Here is a 17,021-nt window from a genome sequence, read left to right as displayed (position 1 = left end):
GGTCAGGGGAAGAGCCGGTCTGTAGGCTTCGGCGACGTGCGTTCTGGACGCCGACGCGGCTGGGCGTCGGCCCTGCTTGTCGCGGCTCTCATGGTGACGGCGTGCGGCCACGACGCGACGACCACCGCCGATTCCACGCTGGTGCACACGCTCTCCGGCGCTCTGCGGGGCGCGTTCAGCGACGACCACGTGCTGTTCGCCGGCATTCCGTACGCGGCGCCGCCGGTTGGAGCACTGCGCTGGAAACCGCCGCAGCCGGCGCCGTCGTGGCCGGGAGTGCGTGACGCGTCGAAGTACGGCGCGCGCTGCGTTCAAGACCAGGCGAGCGACCGCGACTTCGGCCGAGCCGTCAGTGAGGACTGCCTGACGCTCAACGTGTGGGTGCCGAAACCTCGTAGCGCGCAGGGTCTTCCGGTGATTGTCTGGATTCACGGCGGCGGCTTCGTCAACGGCAGTGGCGACATCTACGACGCGCGCTGGCTGGCGGCACGCGGCGACATGATCGTCGTCACGTTGAACTATCGCCTCGGCGCGCTGGGCTTTCTCGCCCATCCGGCACTGGCCGACGCCGGCGACGTCGGCAACTACGGGCTGGCCGACCAGCAAGCGGCGCTGCGCTGGGTGCGCGACAACATCGCCGCGTTCGGAGGCGATCCGGCCAAAGTGACCGTCGCCGGCGAATCAGCGGGCGCGATGTCGGTGTGCGACCACCTCGTCGCCCCCGGGTCCGCGGGCCTGTTTCGGGCCGCGATCATCCAAAGCGGTCCGTGCCAGGCGCAAACCGATCGGGCCACCGCCGAACGCATCAGCCTCGACTACGCCGCGGCGGCGGGATGTCCCGATCCGGGGCAGGCCGCGTCGTGCCTGCGGGCGCTGCCGGTGGAGAAGCTGATCGGGCCGCCGGTGTACTACCGCCTGGCCGGCGACGGCATCACCGGTCCCGTCACCGGGACGTCGGTGCTCCCGCGCGACCCGATGGCTGCGATCGCCGGGGGAGAGGCGGCGCGTGTTCCGGTGCTGGTCGGCACCAATCGCGACGAGTTCACGCTGTTCGCCGCGACGCAGTATCTGAAGCAGGGCCGGATGCCGGACTATCCTGCCGTGCTGGCCGATGCTTTCGGAGCCGACGCCGGCCGGATCCTGCAACAGTATCCGCTGAGCCGCTTCCCGGACCCGGCGCTGGCGTACTCGACTGTCGCCACTGACGCTGTATTCGCCTGTCCGGCAACCGAATTAGCCGTCGGATTGCAGCGCAGCGCGAAGGTGTACGGTTACGAATTCAACGACCGTGACGCACCCGCGCCGGATCTACTGCGGACGCTGCCGTTTCCGGTCGGGGCCAGCCACTCCCTGGAGCTGCGCTACCTCTTCGACGTCGGGGGAGCGCCGTCATTGACCCCGGCCCAACAGAAGCTGTCAGACCAAATGATCCGATACTGGAGCAGCTTCGTGGCCACGGGCACACCGCGCGCCGACGGGGCACCGGAATGGCCGGCGCTTCAGGGCGAGCAGGGCCCGTGGATGTCTCTGCAGACGCCGGAGGTGCGCACGTTCACCTCGTTCAACGACGAGCACCAGTGCGGGTTCTGGGCGACGGTGCACTGAGCGCGTGACGCAACGGCCGCGAACGTGAACTCAGTGCGCGCTGAGTCGGCGTGTCGCCGCAGCTGGTTCACGTTCGCGGGGCTCGGCGTCAGCTCCCGGGGGAATTTGGCGGCGCACCCGATGTAGGGCATACTGTTCAGGTTGCCTTGCGCAGGGGCGGTGCCTTCGCGGACTGCCCGGCCAGGGCATACGACCGGCGCCCACACGGGCGCGTCCGGTCCCACCCTCGATCGCGACGGATTTCCGGCCGCGTCTGAGGCTGCGTGCGGGCGACACACCCGACCGCGGGGGCCGGTGCACCAGGACAGGTGAACAGTGGCGGCACCGCGACAGTGGCGGCGCGACAGGAGTGAGGAAGAAGCGTGGCGGGACAGAAGATCCGCATCAGGCTCAAGGCCTACGACCACGAGGCGATCGACGCCTCGGCGCGCAAGATCGTCGAGACGGTCACCCGCACGGGCGCCAGCGTGGTCGGCCCGGTGCCGCTGCCTACCGAGAAGAACGTCTATTGCGTCATCCGCTCTCCGCACAAGTACAAGGACAGCCGGGAGCACTTCGAGATGCGCACCCACAAGCGGCTCATCGACATCCTCGACCCCACGCCGAAAACGGTCGACGCGCTGATGCGTATCGACCTGCCGGCCAGCGTCGACGTGAACATTCAGTAGGAGCTGGCAGACACCATGGCTAGGAAGGGCATTCTGGGCACCAAGCTGGGCATGACGCAGGTGTTCGACGAGAACAACCGCGTGGTCCCGGTGACGGTCGTCAAAGCGGGACCGAACGTGGTCACCCGCATCCGCACGCCGGAGCGCGACGGCTACAGCGCTGTGCAGCTGGCCTACGGCGAGATCAGCCCGCGCAAGGTGAACAAGCCGCTAGGCGGGCAGTACGCGGCCGCCGGCGTGAACCCGCGCCGGCATCTGGCCGAGCTGCGGCTCGACGATCCGGCGGCTGTCGCGGAGTACGAGGTCGGCCAGGAAGTGACCGCCGACATCTTCACCGACGGCAGCTATGTCGACGTGACCGGCACCTCCAAGGGCAAGGGCACCGCGGGCACCATGAAGCGCCATGGCTTCCGGGGCCAGGGTGCCAGCCACGGTGCGCAGGCCGTGCACCGGCGGCCGGGCTCGATCGGCGGCTGTGCCACTCCGGCTCGCGTATTCAAGGGCACCCGGATGGCCGGGCGGATGGGCAACGAGCGCGTCACCACCCAGAACCTGTTGGTGCACAAGGTCGATGCCGAAAACGGCGTGCTGTTGATCAAAGGCGCGATCCCCGGCCGCCGCGGAGGGCTGGTCATGGTGCGCAGCGCCGTCAAACGAGGTGAGAAGTAATGGCTGACACCCTCAAGATCGACGTCCGCAGCCCGGGCGGCAAGACCGACGGCACCGTCGAGCTGCCCGCCGAGCTGTTCGACGCCCCGGCCAACATCGCGCTGATGCACCAGGTGGTGACGGCCCAGCGTGCGGCGGCCCGCCAGGGCACGCACTCCACGAAGACCCGCGGCGAGGTCAGCGGCGGCGGCCGCAAGCCGTACCGTCAGAAGGGCACTGGCCGCGCCCGCCAGGGTTCGACGCGTGCGCCGCAGTTCACCGGCGGTGGCACCGTGCACGGTCCGAAGCCCCGGGACTACAGCCAGCGCACCCCGAAGAAGATGATCGCCGCGGCACTGCGTGGCGCATTGTCGGACCGTGCCCGCAACGGGCGGATCCACGCGGTCACCGAGATCGTCTCAGGCCAGACCCCGTCGACGAAGAGCGCCAAGTCGTTCCTCGCCGAGCTCACCGACCGCAAGCGCGTGCTGGTGGTCATCGGCCGTACCGACGAGACCGGCGCCAAGAGCGTTCGCAATCTGCCTGGGGTGCATGTGCTTTCGCCGGATCAACTGAACACCTACGACGTGCTGCTGTCCGACGACGTGGTGTTCTCGGTAGAGGCGCTGAATGCATTCATCGCGGCGAATGCGAAGACTCAGGAGGTGTCGGCCTGATGGCGACCGTGACCGACCCCCGCGACATCATCTTGTCCCCGGTGATCTCAGAGAAGTCCTATGGGCTGACCGAGGACAATGTGTACACGTTCATCGTGCACCCCGACTCCAACAAGACGCAGATCAAGATCGCGATCGAGAAGATCTTCAACGTCAAGGTGGCGTCGGTGAACACCGCCAACCGGCCGGGCAAGCGTAAGCGCACCCGCACCGGATTCGGCAAGCGCAAGGACACCAAGCGCGCGATCGTGACCCTGGCCCCCGGCAGCAAGCCGATCGACCTGTTCGGCGCGCCCGCGTAAGGGAAAGAGTTAGCAGAGATGGCAATTCGCAAGTACAAGCCCACGACGCCCGGCCGTCGCGGTGCCAGCGTCTCCGATTTCGCTGAGATCACCCGCTCCACCCCGGAGAAGTCGCTGGTGCGTCCGCTGCACGGGCATGGCGGGCGAAACTCACACGGGCGCATCACCACCCGGCACAAGGGCGGCGGCCACAAGCGTGCGTATCGCGTCATCGACTTCCGCCGCAACGACAAAGACGGCGTGAACGCGAAGGTCGCCCACATCGAATACGACCCGAACCGCACCGCCCGCATTGCGTTGCTGCACTACTTGGACGGCGAGAAGCGCTACATCATTGCGCCGCAGGGTCTTTCGCAGGGCGATGTGGTGGAGTCCGGCCCGAACGCAGACATCAAGCCCGGCAATAACCTGCCGCTGCGCAACATCCCGGCCGGCACCCTGATCCACGCGGTGGAGCTGCGTCCCGGCGGCGGTGCGAAGCTGGCCCGCTCGGCTGGGTCGAGCATCCAGCTGCTCGGCAAGGAAGGCAGCTACGCGTCGCTGCGCATGCCGTCCGGCGAGATCCGGCGCGTCGACGTGCGGTGCCGCGCCACGGTCGGCGAGGTAGGCAACGCCGAGCAGGCCAACATCAACTGGGGCAAGGCCGGCCGCATGCGCTGGAAAGGCAAGCGCCCCACGGTCCGTGGTGTCGTGATGAACCCGGTGGACCACCCGCACGGCGGCGGCGAGGGGAAGACCTCCGGTGGCCGCCACCCGGTCAGCCCGTGGGGCAAGCCCGAGGGCCGCACCCGCAAACCGAACAAGGCGAGCAACAAGCTCATCGTCCGACGCCGGCGCACCGGCAAGAAGCATCACCGGTAGGAGCGATAGGTAATGCCACGCAGCCTCAAGAAGGGCCCGTTCGTCGACGACCATCTGCTCAAGAAGGTCGACGCGCAGAACGAGAAGAACACGAAGCAGGTCATCAAGACCTGGTCGCGCCGGTCCACGATCATCCCCGACTTCATCGGGCACACGTTTGCGGTGCACGACGGCCGCAAGCACGTCCCGGTGTTCGTCACCGAGGCGATGGTGGGCCACAAACTCGGTGAGTTTGCGCCGACCCGGACGTTCAAGGGCCACATCAAGGACGACCGGAAGAGCAAGAGGCGATGACTTCTGTTGAGACGTACCCGAGTGCGACAGCCAAGGCGCGCTTCGTGCGAGTGTCGGCGACCAAGGCCCGCCGCGTGATCGACCTGGTGCGCGGCAAGCCGGTCGCGGAGGCGCTGGACATCCTGCGCTGGGCTCCGCAGCAGGCCAGCGGCCCGGTGGCGAAGGTGATCGCCAGTGCGGCGGCCAACGCGCAGAACAACAACGGGCTGGACCCGTCGACGCTCGTCGTCGCCACGCTGACCGCCGACGAGGGTCCGACCGCCAAGCGCATCCGTCCGCGCGCTCAGGGCCGTGCGTTCCGGATCCGCAGGCGCACAAGCCATATCACCGCGGTGGTGGAGAGCCGTCCGCGCCGCGACGAACGATCGGGGCGGTCGACGCGCGCGAAGCGGGCCGAGGCCAGCAAGGCAGCCGCGAAGGCGGCGCCCGCGAAGCAGGCGCCCGCGAAGAAGGCGCCCGCGAAGAAGGCGGAGCCCGCGAAGAAGGCGACGGCGAAGGCGCAAGAGGCTTCACAGGAAGCGAAGGGAGGCTCGCAGTAGTGGGCCAGAAGATCAACCCGCACGGCTTCCGGCTCGGTATCACCACCGACTGGAAGTCCCGCTGGTATGCCGACAAGCAGTACGCCGACTACATCAAAGAGGATGTGGCGATCCGGCGGCTGCTGGCCACCGGTCTGGAGCGCGCCGGCATCGCCGACGTGGAGATCGAGCGCACCCGCGACCGCGTCCGCGTCGACATTCACACCGCACGTCCCGGCATCGTGATCGGCCGGCGCGGCACCGAGGCTGACCGTATCCGCGCAGACCTGGAAAAGCTCACCGGCAAGCAGGTGCAGCTGAACATCCTCGAGGTGAAAAACCCTGAGTCGCAAGCACAGTTGGTCGCACAGGGCGTCGCCGAGCAGCTGTCGAACCGGGTGGCGTTCCGCCGCGCGATGCGCAAGGCAATCCAATCGGCGATGCGTCAGCCCAACGTCAAGGGCATCCGGGTGCAGTGCTCAGGCCGGCTCGGCGGCGCAGAGATGAGCCGCTCGGAGTTCTACCGCGAGGGCCGCGTTCCGTTGCACACGCTGCGCGCCGACATCGACTACGGCCTCTACGAGGCGAAGACGACGTTCGGCCGGATCGGCGTGAAGGTGTGGATCTACAAGGGCGACATCGTCGGCGGCAAGCGCGAACTCGCGGCCGCGGCACCAGCGGCGGACCGTCCGCGCCGGGAGCGTCCGTCGGGCACCCGGCCGCGCCGCAGCGGCGCGTCGGGCACCACCGCGACCGGCACCGACGTGAGCCGAGCCGCTGCGGAGGAGGGCTCGCCGGCGCAGGAGGCTGCGGCGGCAGTCGAAACCGGTTCTGCGCCCGATGTTCAGACGAGTGGCACCTCGAATGAGTCAGGGAGCTGAGCCATGTTGATTCCCCGTAAGGTCAAGCACCGCAAGCAACATCACCCGCGTCAGCGCGGCATGGCCAGCGGCGGCACCACGGTCAGCTTCGGCGACTACGGCATCCAGGCCTTGGAACACGCGTACATCACCAACCGACAGATCGAGTCGGCGCGTATCGCGATCAACCGGCACATCAAGCGTGGCGGCAAGGTGTGGATCAACATCTTCCCGGACCGCCCGCTGACCAAGAAGCCGGCCGAAACCCGCATGGGTTCGGGCAAGGGCTCGCCGGAATGGTGGGTCGCCAACGTCAAGCCCGGCCGCATTCTGTTCGAGCTGAGCTACCCCAACGAGGAGACCGCCAGGGCCGCGCTGACCCGGGCGATCCACAAGTTGCCGATCAAGGCACGCATCGTGACCCGAGAGGAGCAGTTCTGATGGCAGTGGGAACCTCCGCTGGCGAACTGCGCGAGCTCACCGACGAGGAGTTGGTCGAGCGGCTGCGGGAGTCGAAGGAAGAGCTGTTCAACCTTCGTTTCCAGTCGGCCACCGGCCAGCTGTCCAACAACCGTCGGCTGCGCACTGTGCGCCGCGAAATCGCACGCGTGTACACGATATTGCGTGAACGTGAGTTGGGGCTGGCCTCCGGCCCCGGCAGTGAGGAATCGTAATGGCAGAGCAGGCTTCCGCCACGGGCGGCACTGGAACCGCAAAGCCGAAGGGCCCCAAGTACACTCCGCGCAAGGAGAAGCCGCGCGGTCGTCGTAAGACCGCGATCGGTTATGTGGTGTCGGACAAGATGCAAAAGACCATCGTCGTCGAGCTGGAAGACCGGGTGAAGCACCCGCTGTACGGCAAGATCATCCGCACCACCAAGAAGGTCAAGGCGCACGACGAGAACGGCGACGCCGGCATCGGTGACCGCGTTTCGCTGATGGAAACGCGTCCGCTGTCCGCAACCAAGCGCTGGCGGCTCGTCGAGGTGTTGGAGCGCGCCAAGTAGTCCCACCCGCGGCGTGCCGATGACGCGCTGCGTGCGGTCCTCATTTGTATGATCGGGGCCGCCGCTTCGCCGTAGCGGATGACGCAAGCCGGGTAGGTCCATGGTCCGAACTCTCGCAGTGATGGCGGCCGTCGTCGTCGCCCTGACCGGCTGCAGCGGATCGCGCTCGGATCCGTCGCCAACCACGGGCCCACAGGCGAAGGCCGATCAACCCGGCGGTGTGGTCGCGGACAGCCCGCTGACGAATCTCGACTCGGGTCTGCGGGACGCGGCGGCCTCGGCACGCCTGGTCACCTACACGTCACGGTCGGGGGTCAACGACTCGACTACCCGCGTCAGCGCATCGATCTTCGTGCCCAGAGGCGACGCACCGCCAGGCGGGTTCCCGATCGTCGCACTCGGTCATGCCACCGCCGGCACCAAGCCCGAGTGCGCGCCGTCGCTGTCCGCCGATCTGCAGGGCTCGGCCGCAGTCGTGCAGGCGTTGTTGGGTCAGGGGTACGTCGTCACCGTCTCCGACTACCAAGGCCTGGGCAAGCCCGCGGTCGACGAGCACGTGTACCACCCGTATCTCGATTCCACGACGGCCGGATACAACCTGATCGACGCGGTCCGGGCCGTGCGCAACGTGGTCGCGCACACCTCGGCGTCGTGGGCCGCGGTGGGAATGGAGGAAGGCGGACAGGCCGCATGGGCCGCCAACGAGCTGGCCGAAAACTACGGGTATGGCCTGAAACTCGTTGGTACAGCGAGTATCTCGCCGATCGCCGATGTGATGGGACTCGTCGACGCCGCCCAGGCGGGGCAGCTTAGCGACCTCCAGAAGCTGACGCTGATCCGCTACCTCGCCGCGCTGAAGGCGGAGTTCCCCCACGACGTCAAGCTCGACAGTTACCGACGCGGTCAGGCCGTGCAGCTGTGGGACGACGCGCTCGGCTGCACCGACCCGGCGTCGGGCCGGCCGCCGAAACTGGCGCAGGTGGGGCCTGAGGAGCTGCGGCCTGACGACACGGCGGCCGCCGAGACCCTGCGCGGCTACCTCCGGAAGACCAATCTTCCTCAGGGGCCTGCCCAGGCGCCGATGCTGGTGGTGTACAGCGACCAGGATCCTTCGACGCCGGCAGTCTGGACGAAGCGCGCACTGCAGGGGGCGTGCGCGATGGGTGACGTGATAACGATCCGGCGCGGCGGTGAAGATGCGGCGACCGGCGATGCACTGGCATGGATCGACGACCGCTTCCGAGGCCGGCCGGCGCCAGACGACTGTCAGTCGGTCCTGCAATCCACCCCGAGCGCCGGAAACCCATGACCAGGTCCGTGGTGACGCGAAACATTCAGCGCGCCTTCTCATTTCGTGAGCGACGATGACGCTGACCAGCGGCTGGCTGCCCATCGCGATCCAGGTTGTGACCGTCGCGGTGCTGGCGGTCTCGCTCGGCTGGCGGTATTCGCGCCGCACGGCACTGCACCTGCTGGCCGCCGTCATGGTTGGGGTCGCGGTGGCGGCGGTTGTCCAGTTGTTCGTCAGATACCAGGGCTGGACCGGGAAGCTTCCGTCATGGGCGACCGTGTTTTGGGTGGCCATGGTTGGTTTCGCCGTCACAATTCTGGTGCTAGGTTGGCGCGGCGCCGGCTGGCGGCGGCGGGTGGCCGCGGTCGCGGCGGTTCCGCTGTGTGTGGTCTGCGCGGCGTCCGCGCTCAACACCGCTACGGGTTACTTCCCGACCGTTGAGTCCCTGTGGCAACGCGTGAGCGGAAGCCACCCGGCCGACTGGATCGACCAGCCCACTCTGGCCGCGATGGTGCGCAGCGGAGCGAAACCCGCGGCAGGAGCATTCGTATGGGTCGAGATCCCCTCGCAGAGTTCAGGATTCCGCCACCGCACCGAGCTGGTCTACCTGCCCGCGGCATGGTTCCGGTCCAATCCGCCGCCGCGGTTACCGGCCGTCATGATGGTCGGCGCGGAGTTCAGCCACCCGTCGGATTGGCCGCAATCCGCAGGCGCCGCGGCCATTTTGCCGAAGTTCGCCGCGCAGCATGGCGGTTACGCCCCTGTCGTGGTGTTTCCGGACTCGACCGGCACGTTCGACAACGACACCGAATGTGTGAATGGCCCCCGCGGTAACGCGGCCGATCATCTGACCAAAGACGTTGTCCCGTTCATGGTGTCGCGGTTCGGCGTGAGAGCCGATCCGTCGAACTGGGGACTGGTCGGCTGGTCGTCAGGCGGCACCTGCGCGTTGATGACCGCGGTGATGCATCCCGAGTTGTTCAGCGCCTTCGTCGACCTCGATGGTCAACTGGGTCCCAACGCCGGCACACAGCGGCAGACGATTGCCCGGCTGTTCGGGGGTGACAGCGACGCGTGGGCTGCCTTCGACCCGAAGACCGTGATCGAAAGACGCGGCTCGTACGCCAACATGTCGGCATGGCTCGGCGTCTCCGGCCAGGTCCCGACCGTACACCGGCCGGCGGGGAGCGGACCTGTTCCTGAGCAGGCGACGGCGGGCTGGGACCCGTACTCGGAACGGCACGCCGACAACGCGAACAAGATGTGCGCGTTGCTCAGCGCACATGGAGTCGAATGCGCGGTCGTCGGCTATCGGGGTGGGCACGATTTCCAATCCGCCGGTACCGGATTCGCCGCGGCGCTGCCGTGGCTGGCCGGCAAGCTCGGCACACCCAACGTGCCCAGGATCGGTTTGCCGGGCGCCGGCTGACGCATCCGCTACGGCATCAGCCGGGGTTCGGCTGAACAAACTGACAGCAATCAGTAACGCCCCCGTTGATAACTTTTGCGCTGATCGGCACTGGCGAAGCATTCGGCTGGTTACCATCAGCGCTAATGAAATCAGCTAAGAGGTGGTTGCTGGGTGCCGCATGGTTGATGACGCTCGGGTTGGCCGCCGGCTGGCCGCCGGTGATCGCGTCAGCTGACGACGGGCTTCCCGCTGATTCGCCGACTCTCGCGTACCGGACGCTGGGACTGGACCCGAGCCTGTCGTTCTACGGAACCCAGGGCACCCAGAACCTGACCGTTCCGGTTCCGCGGGGGTTGGTGCCCGCGTCGGTGAACGCGACGGTCGAGCTGCCGCCGAACCTGCGTAGCGGCACGATCACCGTGTCGCAGGACGACCGCACGATCTCGCGGGTCGACGTGCCGAACACCGACCGGGCGCCGATTGTGATTCCGCTCGCCGGTGCGGAGATCGTCGACAACGCGGTCACCGTGGTCCTGCGCAGCACATTGTTTCCCGTCGAAGGGTTCTGCCTCTACGACCCGACGATTCCGCTGCGGCTCGTCGACCTGTCGTTGACCTACGCCGGGGTGGAGGCCGCGCCGGCGACCGTCGCCGACTTCTTGCCTCCGGTGCTGCAGAAGCTCACGATCTTCTTACCGGCCAAGCCCACCCGAGCCGAGTCCGACGCCGCGGTGCGATTGACCGCCGCCACTGTGGCCCACTACGGCAAGCAGCCCACCGATGTCAGTGTGCTGCCGTTGCCGGGGGACGCCCCGAGGCCGCCCGCACCGTCGCAGCCGCTGGAGCGTCAAGTGGTGATCAAGGAGGACCCGACCAGTGGGCTGAGCCTCCAGGGCGGCACCGGCGTGCCGTCGTTGTTGATCTCGGGCCCGGCCAACGAGCTGACCAACCAGACCAGGCTGCTGTCCCGAGACATCTCCCGGTTGGCGCTGTCGTCGAAAGCCGTTGTCGGACCGCTTCGTTCGAGCCCGCAGCTGCCGCCCGACTCGGTGACGATCCGGGATCTTGGCCAACCCGGCGTCAACAGCACGGCACTGGCGCCGCAAGTCTCCATTGCGCTCGACCAGACCCGGCTCGGCCGTTCGGTGCGCAATGTCCGTGTGCACCTTCAGGGTTCGTACACTCCGTTGCCTTCGAGCGTGGCCGGCAGCATCATCGTGGCGATCGGCGGCCAGACGATCGATCGGTGGCCCGCCGAGGCCAAGGGCGTGATCGACCGCTGGGTGAACGTCCCCGACAACCTGCTGCTGCGCTACACGAATCTGGGCGTGGCGATCGACATCGCCGGAAACACCGGCCGCTGCGGTGAGTTCCAGCCGATCACCCTGACCATCGACGGCGCGACGACGGTGACCACTCAGGCCGCGGTGCCGCCGGCTCCGCGCGGCTTCCAGTCACTGCCGCAGGCACTGCTGCCGCGGGTGGAAATCGGCATCGGTGACGATTCGTTCGCCGACACGGTGCGTGCGGCGCAGATCGTCGAAGGGCTGCAACGGCTGAGCTCGCTGCCGATGGACACGCACGTGACGTCGCTGTCCGAAGCCCGCAACTCCGCTCTGCCGGCGCTGCTGGTAACCGCCAACGGTTGGGACGACGAACACCTCAAGCTGCCCGTCAGCGCGGGCAAAGGCAACGAGATCGGCGTGGCCGGACTGGACGGTACAGGAGGTGCCACGACCCTCACGCTCGATCCGTCTCTGCGATTCGCTTCGTTGCAGACCGTATACGACGGCAACCGCCCTCTGATCATTGCGACCTCGGCTGCCGTTCCCGCGCAACTGGATACGTTGCTCGGCTGGCTGGACGCCGACGTGCGCCGATGGGAGCGGCTGTCCGGCGAAGCGGTTCTGCAGCCGGAGGGGCGCGATCCGGTCCAAGTGCCGCCGGCGCCGGCCGCCGCCCAGGCGTCGTCGGGAGACGACAGGGCGTGGGTGTGGTGGGCGGCCGGCGTGGCGGTTGCGGCGGGTGCAGTCGGCGCGGGCTGGGCCGTCCTGCGAAAGAGGCGTCGAGAACCGGGCGGCTGACGTGACGACGACGCTGCAGCCGAGTCCGGCGGATACCGCATCCAAGCGAACACCCTGGATGCACCTGTTGCATCCGGCGTTCCGGGTTGCGTTGCGGTGGCTCTACATCGGTGCGGTGACGGTCATGGCGTTCCACAGGTCGCTGGCGAACGTCGTCGAGGTCACGTTCGACGGCGGCATGGGCGGCTACGTATGGACAGTTCCACTCGCGGCAATCCTCGCCGCCGTCAGCGTCGCGCGGCGCGATCGCACCGAGCTGCCGATCCATGACCGCCAAACCGACATCATCGTCGGGACAATGGGTTTGGTGCTCGCCATGATGATCCAAGGCGTGCTGCTGGCGCGCTATGCGCTTTATTTCCACCTGCTGCGGCTAGACCTGGTGGCGTTGTGGCTGTTCTTGGTGAGCTCGGCGGTGGTGCTGTTCGGCCTTCGTCCGGTGACGCGGTTCGTGTGGGTGTGGCTGCTGCTGCTGATGATCTTCCCGCTGCCCTACTATTTGACCGTCATCGTGCTGGGCGGCTCTCATGTCGCCGGCGGAGCCGCGACGCTGATCATCGCCGCGTTCGCCACCGCGATCGGGGTCGGCCGCACCGTTCGGCGAGCGGTGATCGGCTCGACCCTTGCATGGGGTGTGGGCTTCGCGGTGCTCATCGTCATGGCGGTGTTCTTCCCCGACGCGCCATTACTTGCGTACCAACTGATTCCGGTGGTGACGGCGATCTCGCTCGTCGGCGTGGTGCTGTTCCTGCATCGCCGGCGCGGCAAAGAGAAGCGCTTCTTGGAGCGCAAAATCGAACCCCTGGCAGCGGGTCAGGTGTGGGTCGGCCTGCCGGTGCTGTTCGCGGTGGCGCTGGCGGTGTCCACCATGAAGTTGCCCACCTCACCGGCGCCCCCGACCACCGAGATCAGCTCGATGACGTTCGCCAACGCCCCGCTCGTGCCCACCGGATGGAAGCTCACCGAGCAGGAGCACTTCACCTGGATTCGGCGGCTGTACGGCAAGTCGGCGAACGTCACCCGGCAGTGGATGCAGGCCACCTCGGGAAATCCGAAGTGGGACAAGTTCGGACGACCCCGGACGGTCGTGGTGGACAGCGTCGTGACCCGGCGCCCGATGTCGTTCGAGGTGTACCCCACCACCTTGCTCTACGACCTCACCGACACCCGGCTCAGTCCGCCGCACACCGTGGATCTCGGCTACGGCGTCACCGGGCAGCTGGTGTCGGTTGTCGACGACAAACTCTTGGTGAGCTGGAACTCGTTGTCGTGGACATGGCGTAATCCCCGTGAAGCGCAGCGCATCGTCGTGCTGTCAGTGGACAACCACGAGCCCGACGCGCCGTTTCCCACTCCCACCGGCGGAACCGCCTCGACGTTGAACTCGATGTTCACGATTCTGTTCCGCGGCAACTCGGCGGTCAGTGACCGCAACCCCGTGTTCAAGGACGCTGACATGCTGACCGCGTTCGGTCGGGCGCTGGTGAAAGACAAGCTGCGAGCCCAAACCTTATGACCGTCGATTCTCATAGCCATTACGACACCTTCTCCAGTGCCGAGCGGGAACACGCGCTGCACCGGGCGATCAACGGGCTGCGCGAAGACGACCCGATCCATTCGGCCGCCGAGGCGATTTCAGGGTGGCAGCGGCCGGCCCTCATCATCCTTCTGGTGACCGTCATCGGTTGCGTGGTCTGGAAACCGATGCAGACCGCGGTCGTTGTGGTGGGGCTGTGCACGTTGGCCTATGTGTGCACGATGGTCGACCGGGTTGCGATTTTCCGGCGCGGCTTGGCGTCACGGCCCATCGTGGTGACCGACGAAGAGGCGCGGGCCATCCCGGACGCGGACCTGCCGCCCTACACGATCCTGGTGCCGGCCTACAACGAACCCGAAGTGGTGGGCAACCTGATCGGGGCGATCGGGGCACTGGAGTATCCGCGCGAGAAGCTGCAAGTGCTGCTGCTGCTGGAAGCCGACGACCACGTCACGATCGCGGCGGCAAAGGATTGCGGTGAATCCCAAGCGATCACGATCATCCTCGTGCCACCCGCCGAGCCGCGCACCAAGCCGAAGGCATGCAACTACGGGCTGCACTTCGCGACAGGTGAGATCGTCACGATCTACGACGCCGAGGACCATCCCGAGCCGCTGCAGTTGCGACGGGTGGTGGCCGCCTACAACGCTCTACCGGACAACGTCGCGTGTGTGCAGGCGAAGCTGGCTTATCACAACGGCCACCAGAATCTGCTGACCGGCTGGTTCACCGCCGAATACGGGCTGTGGTTCGGGTACTTGCTGCCGGGCCTCATGCGAACGAATTCCCCTATCCCGCTGGGGGGTACGTCCAACCACATCCTGTCACCGGTGCTCGACAAGATCGGTGCATGGGACCCGTTCAACGTCACCGAAGACGCGGACCTGGGGCTGCGCATCGCGGCCTCCGGTTACCAGACGGCCGTCGTCGACTCGGTCACCCTGGAAGAGGCCAACAGCGACCCCATCAACTGGGTAAGGCAGCGATCCCGTTGGTACAAGGGCTATTTGCAGACCTGGCTGGTGCACATGCGCCAGCCTAGGGAGTTGCTGCGGACCATCGGCTGGCGCAGTTTCATCCGGTTCAATCTCGTGGTCGGCGGCACCCCCATTGTCGCGGTGCTCAACCTCGCCTTCTGGTTGATCACGGTGTTGTGGTTCTTGGGCCAGCCCGCGGCCGTCGGCGCCGTCTTTCCCGCATACATCTACTTCCCTGCGTTGTGTGCGTTGGTGCTGGGCAACGCAGCCACGTTGTACATGAACTTCATCGCGCTGCGCGAAGACGATCGCGCTGACCTGATCGTGCCCGCGCTGACGGTCCCCCTGTTCTGGTTGATGATGAGCGTCGCCGCCGCCAAGGGCCTGTACCAGTTGATCCGCAATCCCTCCTACTGGGAGAAGACTTTTCACGGGCTCGATCGCCGCGACGACGAGGACGCGCAACAGTGAGAATCGGCTGGCTTTCCGGCCGCCGGCTCAAGATCGTCGTCTTCTCTGCCGCTTCCGTGACTTATCTGACGGTGGGCTACTGGCTGCAGGTGTGCCACGGGTTCATCCTCGGCGACGCGCTGTCGCGGGTCTCGGCGGCGCAGAGCGTGCTCTTCAGCCGTGAACCGCACTTGGCGGCGATCGGCTTCATCTTCACGCCGCTGACTGCGATGGTGCAGCTGCCCGCAATCTTGCTCAGCCCGTTGTGGCCGGCGATGACCGAACGGGCCTTCTCGGGGACGATCATGTCGTCGATCTTCATGGCGGGTGCCGTGATTCAGATCCTGTCGATCGGGCTGGACCGCGGCCTACCGCGACGGTACTCGCTGGCCATCGCTGCGCTGTTTGCGCTCAACCCGATGATCGTCTTCTACGGGTCCAACGGCATGAGCGAAGCCCCGTTCCTTTTCTTCCTGGTGTGGGCGGTGCGCCGGTTGATCATGTGGATGACCGACGACGACGTGCACCACCTCGTTGCCGCCGGCGGTGTCGCGATGGGACTGGCTTACCTCACCCGCTACGACGCGGTCGCGTGCATCGCTGCGACCGGTCTGCTGGTGGGTGTCACCACGTATCTGCGTGCGCGCCCTGCGCCGCGAATTCGCCGTGCCTTGCTGGACACGATCCTGGTCAGCGGACCCGGCTTCGCCGCATTCGTCGGATGGGCGGTGACCAGCTGGCTGATCACCGGCCAGGCGTTCGCCCAATTCAGTTCGCAATACGGCAATTCCGCGATTCTGCAGCAGTCGGGCGGTGCGACGGATGATGTGACCGGTGGACTGCGGTTCGCGCTTGTCTGCACCGCGCTGCTGGCGCCGACCTTGGTGCCGATCGCGGTCTGGGCCGGCGTCGCGCGATGGCGGTGGCGCAACTGGCCGGTGTTGCTGGTGCCGCTGGTGATGTACGGTGCGGCGCTGAGCTTTCAGGCGCTGAGCTACGCGACCGGCTCCACGTTCGGATTCCTGCGGTTCTACATCGTGGCGGTGCCGTTCGCGGCCACACTGGCACTGCTGGCCGCACCCGAAGGTGTGGTGATGCCCGCGAAGCGGCGTGGGCGGTATGCACCGGCCCAGCCGCCGCCCGTGCCAGTCACCCGGCGGTTGCGGTGGGCGTCAGCCGGCGTGGTGGCGGCCTTGGCCGTCAGCATCCCGGTGACCGCATGGGGGATGAGCCAACCGAGATACGCGCCGCAGGAATACGCGCTGGGCGCTGTGCTGTCTCCACAACCGGACAGCGTGACGACCCGCAAAGCCATCGAGCATCGCATCGCCGCGTCGTTCTCCACCGAGCGCCAGATCGCGGCATACCTGGACCGGCTCAACCTGCCGGACAGCTCGATTCTCACCGACACCGTCTACGGATTCGCGATCGTCGCCGCATCGCAGCGGCCCAAGACCTTCGTCGTGCCGTCCGATCCCGACTTCGTCGCGCTGCTCAACGATCCGGTCGGCGGCAATATCCAGTACATGCTGGTCGTTCCGCCGACCGGCCGCGGCGCCTCGGATGCGTTGAACCTGCGTTACCCGACGCTGTACGACACCGGCGCCGACGTCGCCACGCTGGAACTGGAGGTTCCCAACAACGGCGACAGCCAGCCGACCTGGCGGCTCTACCGGGTGAACAAGCCTGTGCCCGCGAGTTGAGGCTCACCGCAGCCTGTTTCGGGTGGTCTGGAACTCCGATGCCGTCGGTGGGCGGCTCGTCGATTTCTCAGCTGACGTCGACGTTGCCGGTGTAGTGTCCGGGCCACGTCGGGATCAGAAACAGCAGGA

The 17,021-nt window shown here is 67.0% G+C and carries 18 protein-coding genes; all 18 read left to right on the top strand.

Annotated features, from left to right (window positions below):
• Positions 1-90 precede the first annotated feature (90 nt).
• A complete protein-coding gene (locus AC5Y4N_RS05685; RefSeq protein ID WP_499912346.1) occupies positions 91-1,605 on the top strand; it encodes a carboxylesterase/lipase family protein in 1,515 nt (504 codons plus the stop codon).
• Between the two features lie 362 nt (positions 1,606-1,967).
• Positions 1,968-2,273 carry a 30S ribosomal protein S10 gene (rpsJ, locus tag AC5Y4N_RS05680; RefSeq protein WP_003883485.1) on the top strand — a complete coding sequence of 102 codons (306 nt, stop codon included), beginning with the start codon at positions 1,968-1,970 and terminating at the stop codon, positions 2,271-2,273.
• 15 nt (positions 2,274-2,288) lie between these two features.
• Entirely contained in the window at positions 2,289-2,942 is a 654-nt protein-coding gene (gene rplC, locus AC5Y4N_RS05675; RefSeq protein ID WP_499912297.1) for a 50S ribosomal protein L3, read from the top strand.
• Complete coding sequence (rplD, locus tag AC5Y4N_RS05670; RefSeq protein ID WP_499912293.1) at positions 2,942-3,598, top strand: 50S ribosomal protein L4; 657 nt, start codon at positions 2,942-2,944, stop codon at positions 3,596-3,598. Before rplC ends, rplD begins: the two co-directional genes overlap by 1 nt.
• Positions 3,598-3,900 (top strand): 50S ribosomal protein L23, encoded by a 303-nt coding sequence (rplW, locus tag AC5Y4N_RS05665; RefSeq protein ID WP_499912291.1) that lies wholly within the window; start codon positions 3,598-3,600, stop codon positions 3,898-3,900. The genes rplD and rplW overlap by 1 nt, the downstream gene beginning before the upstream one ends.
• A gap of 18 nt (positions 3,901-3,918) precedes the next feature.
• Positions 3,919-4,761, top strand: a complete 843-nt coding sequence (rplB, locus tag AC5Y4N_RS05660) for a 50S ribosomal protein L2 (RefSeq protein ID WP_499912287.1) — start codon at positions 3,919-3,921, stop codon at positions 4,759-4,761.
• A gap of 12 nt (positions 4,762-4,773) precedes the next feature.
• A complete protein-coding gene (rpsS, locus tag AC5Y4N_RS05655) occupies positions 4,774-5,055 on the top strand; it encodes a 30S ribosomal protein S19 (protein WP_003925848.1) in 282 nt (93 codons plus the stop codon).
• The gene (gene rplV / locus AC5Y4N_RS05650) at positions 5,052-5,594 is read left to right on the top strand and encodes a 50S ribosomal protein L22 (RefSeq protein ID WP_499912284.1); all 543 of its coding nucleotides are present in this window, start codon (positions 5,052-5,054) and stop codon (positions 5,592-5,594) included. Before rpsS ends, rplV begins: the two co-directional genes overlap by 4 nt.
• On the top strand, positions 5,594-6,454 hold the full coding sequence (gene rpsC / locus AC5Y4N_RS05645; protein WP_499912282.1) for a 30S ribosomal protein S3: 861 nt from the start codon (positions 5,594-5,596) through the stop codon (positions 6,452-6,454). The genes rplV and rpsC overlap by 1 nt, the downstream gene beginning before the upstream one ends.
• 3 nt (positions 6,455-6,457) lie before the next feature.
• Positions 6,458-6,874: a 50S ribosomal protein L16 gene (gene rplP, locus AC5Y4N_RS05640; RefSeq protein ID WP_499912280.1), complete on the top strand. Its 417-nt coding sequence runs from the start codon at positions 6,458-6,460 to the stop codon at positions 6,872-6,874.
• Positions 6,874-7,107, top strand: a complete 234-nt coding sequence (gene rpmC / locus AC5Y4N_RS05635) for a 50S ribosomal protein L29 (RefSeq protein WP_499912278.1) — start codon at positions 6,874-6,876, stop codon at positions 7,105-7,107. Before rplP ends, rpmC begins: the two co-directional genes overlap by 1 nt.
• Entirely contained in the window at positions 7,107-7,439 is a 333-nt protein-coding gene (gene rpsQ, locus AC5Y4N_RS05630) for a 30S ribosomal protein S17 (RefSeq protein WP_499912276.1), read from the top strand. The genes rpmC and rpsQ overlap by 1 nt, the downstream gene beginning before the upstream one ends.
• 100 nt (positions 7,440-7,539) lie before the next feature.
• Positions 7,540-8,748: a lipase family protein gene (locus AC5Y4N_RS05625; protein ID WP_499912272.1), complete on the top strand. Its 1,209-nt coding sequence runs from the start codon at positions 7,540-7,542 to the stop codon at positions 8,746-8,748.
• Between the two features lie 55 nt (positions 8,749-8,803).
• Positions 8,804-10,159, top strand: coding sequence for an alpha/beta hydrolase (locus tag AC5Y4N_RS05620; protein ID WP_499912270.1), 1,356 nt, complete (start codon positions 8,804-8,806; stop codon positions 10,157-10,159).
• 125 nt (positions 10,160-10,284) lie between these two features.
• Positions 10,285-12,225 (top strand): hypothetical protein, encoded by a 1,941-nt coding sequence (locus tag AC5Y4N_RS05615; RefSeq protein ID WP_499912265.1) that lies wholly within the window; start codon positions 10,285-10,287, stop codon positions 12,223-12,225.
• 1 nt (position 12,226) lies between these two features.
• Entirely contained in the window at positions 12,227-13,741 is a 1,515-nt protein-coding gene (locus tag AC5Y4N_RS05610) for a hypothetical protein (protein WP_499912262.1), read from the top strand.
• The gene (locus AC5Y4N_RS05605) at positions 13,738-15,210 is read left to right on the top strand and encodes a glycosyltransferase (protein WP_499912259.1); all 1,473 of its coding nucleotides are present in this window, start codon (positions 13,738-13,740) and stop codon (positions 15,208-15,210) included. The genes AC5Y4N_RS05610 and AC5Y4N_RS05605 overlap by 4 nt, the downstream gene beginning before the upstream one ends.
• Positions 15,207-16,892 (top strand): glycosyltransferase family protein, encoded by a 1,686-nt coding sequence (locus tag AC5Y4N_RS05600; protein WP_499912257.1) that lies wholly within the window; start codon positions 15,207-15,209, stop codon positions 16,890-16,892. The genes AC5Y4N_RS05605 and AC5Y4N_RS05600 overlap by 4 nt, the downstream gene beginning before the upstream one ends.
• The last annotated feature ends 129 nt before the right edge of the window (positions 16,893-17,021 follow it).

This window comes from Mycobacterium sp. NGS19 (assembly GCF_059813155.1).
This window is presented reverse-complemented; position numbering and strand designations above follow the sequence as displayed.

Excerpts from the sequence above, each read along its gene's own strand:
- AC5Y4N_RS05685 (WP_499912346.1), top strand. The coding sequence starts at position 91 with ATGGTGACGGCGTGCGGCCACGACGCGACGACCACCGCCGATTCCACG.
- rplC (WP_499912297.1), top strand. The coding sequence starts at position 2,289 with ATGGCTAGGAAGGGCATTCTGGGCACCAAGCTGGGCATGACGCAGGTG.
- rplD (WP_499912293.1), top strand. The coding sequence starts at position 2,942 with ATGGCTGACACCCTCAAGATCGACGTCCGCAGCCCGGGCGGCAAGACC.
- rplW (WP_499912291.1), top strand. The coding sequence starts at position 3,598 with ATGGCGACCGTGACCGACCCCCGCGACATCATCTTGTCCCCGGTGATC.
- rplB (WP_499912287.1), top strand. The coding sequence starts at position 3,919 with ATGGCAATTCGCAAGTACAAGCCCACGACGCCCGGCCGTCGCGGTGCC.
- rpsS (WP_003925848.1), top strand. The coding sequence starts at position 4,774 with ATGCCACGCAGCCTCAAGAAGGGCCCGTTCGTCGACGACCATCTGCTC.
- rplV (WP_499912284.1), top strand. The coding sequence starts at position 5,052 with ATGACTTCTGTTGAGACGTACCCGAGTGCGACAGCCAAGGCGCGCTTC.
- rplP (WP_499912280.1), top strand. The coding sequence starts at position 6,458 with ATGTTGATTCCCCGTAAGGTCAAGCACCGCAAGCAACATCACCCGCGT.
- rpmC (WP_499912278.1), top strand. The coding sequence starts at position 6,874 with ATGGCAGTGGGAACCTCCGCTGGCGAACTGCGCGAGCTCACCGACGAG.
- rpsQ (WP_499912276.1), top strand. The coding sequence starts at position 7,107 with ATGGCAGAGCAGGCTTCCGCCACGGGCGGCACTGGAACCGCAAAGCCG.
- AC5Y4N_RS05625 (WP_499912272.1), top strand. The coding sequence starts at position 7,540 with ATGGTCCGAACTCTCGCAGTGATGGCGGCCGTCGTCGTCGCCCTGACC.
- AC5Y4N_RS05620 (WP_499912270.1), top strand. The coding sequence starts at position 8,804 with ATGACGCTGACCAGCGGCTGGCTGCCCATCGCGATCCAGGTTGTGACC.
- AC5Y4N_RS05615 (WP_499912265.1), top strand. The coding sequence starts at position 10,285 with ATGAAATCAGCTAAGAGGTGGTTGCTGGGTGCCGCATGGTTGATGACG.
- AC5Y4N_RS05605 (WP_499912259.1), top strand. The coding sequence starts at position 13,738 with ATGACCGTCGATTCTCATAGCCATTACGACACCTTCTCCAGTGCCGAG.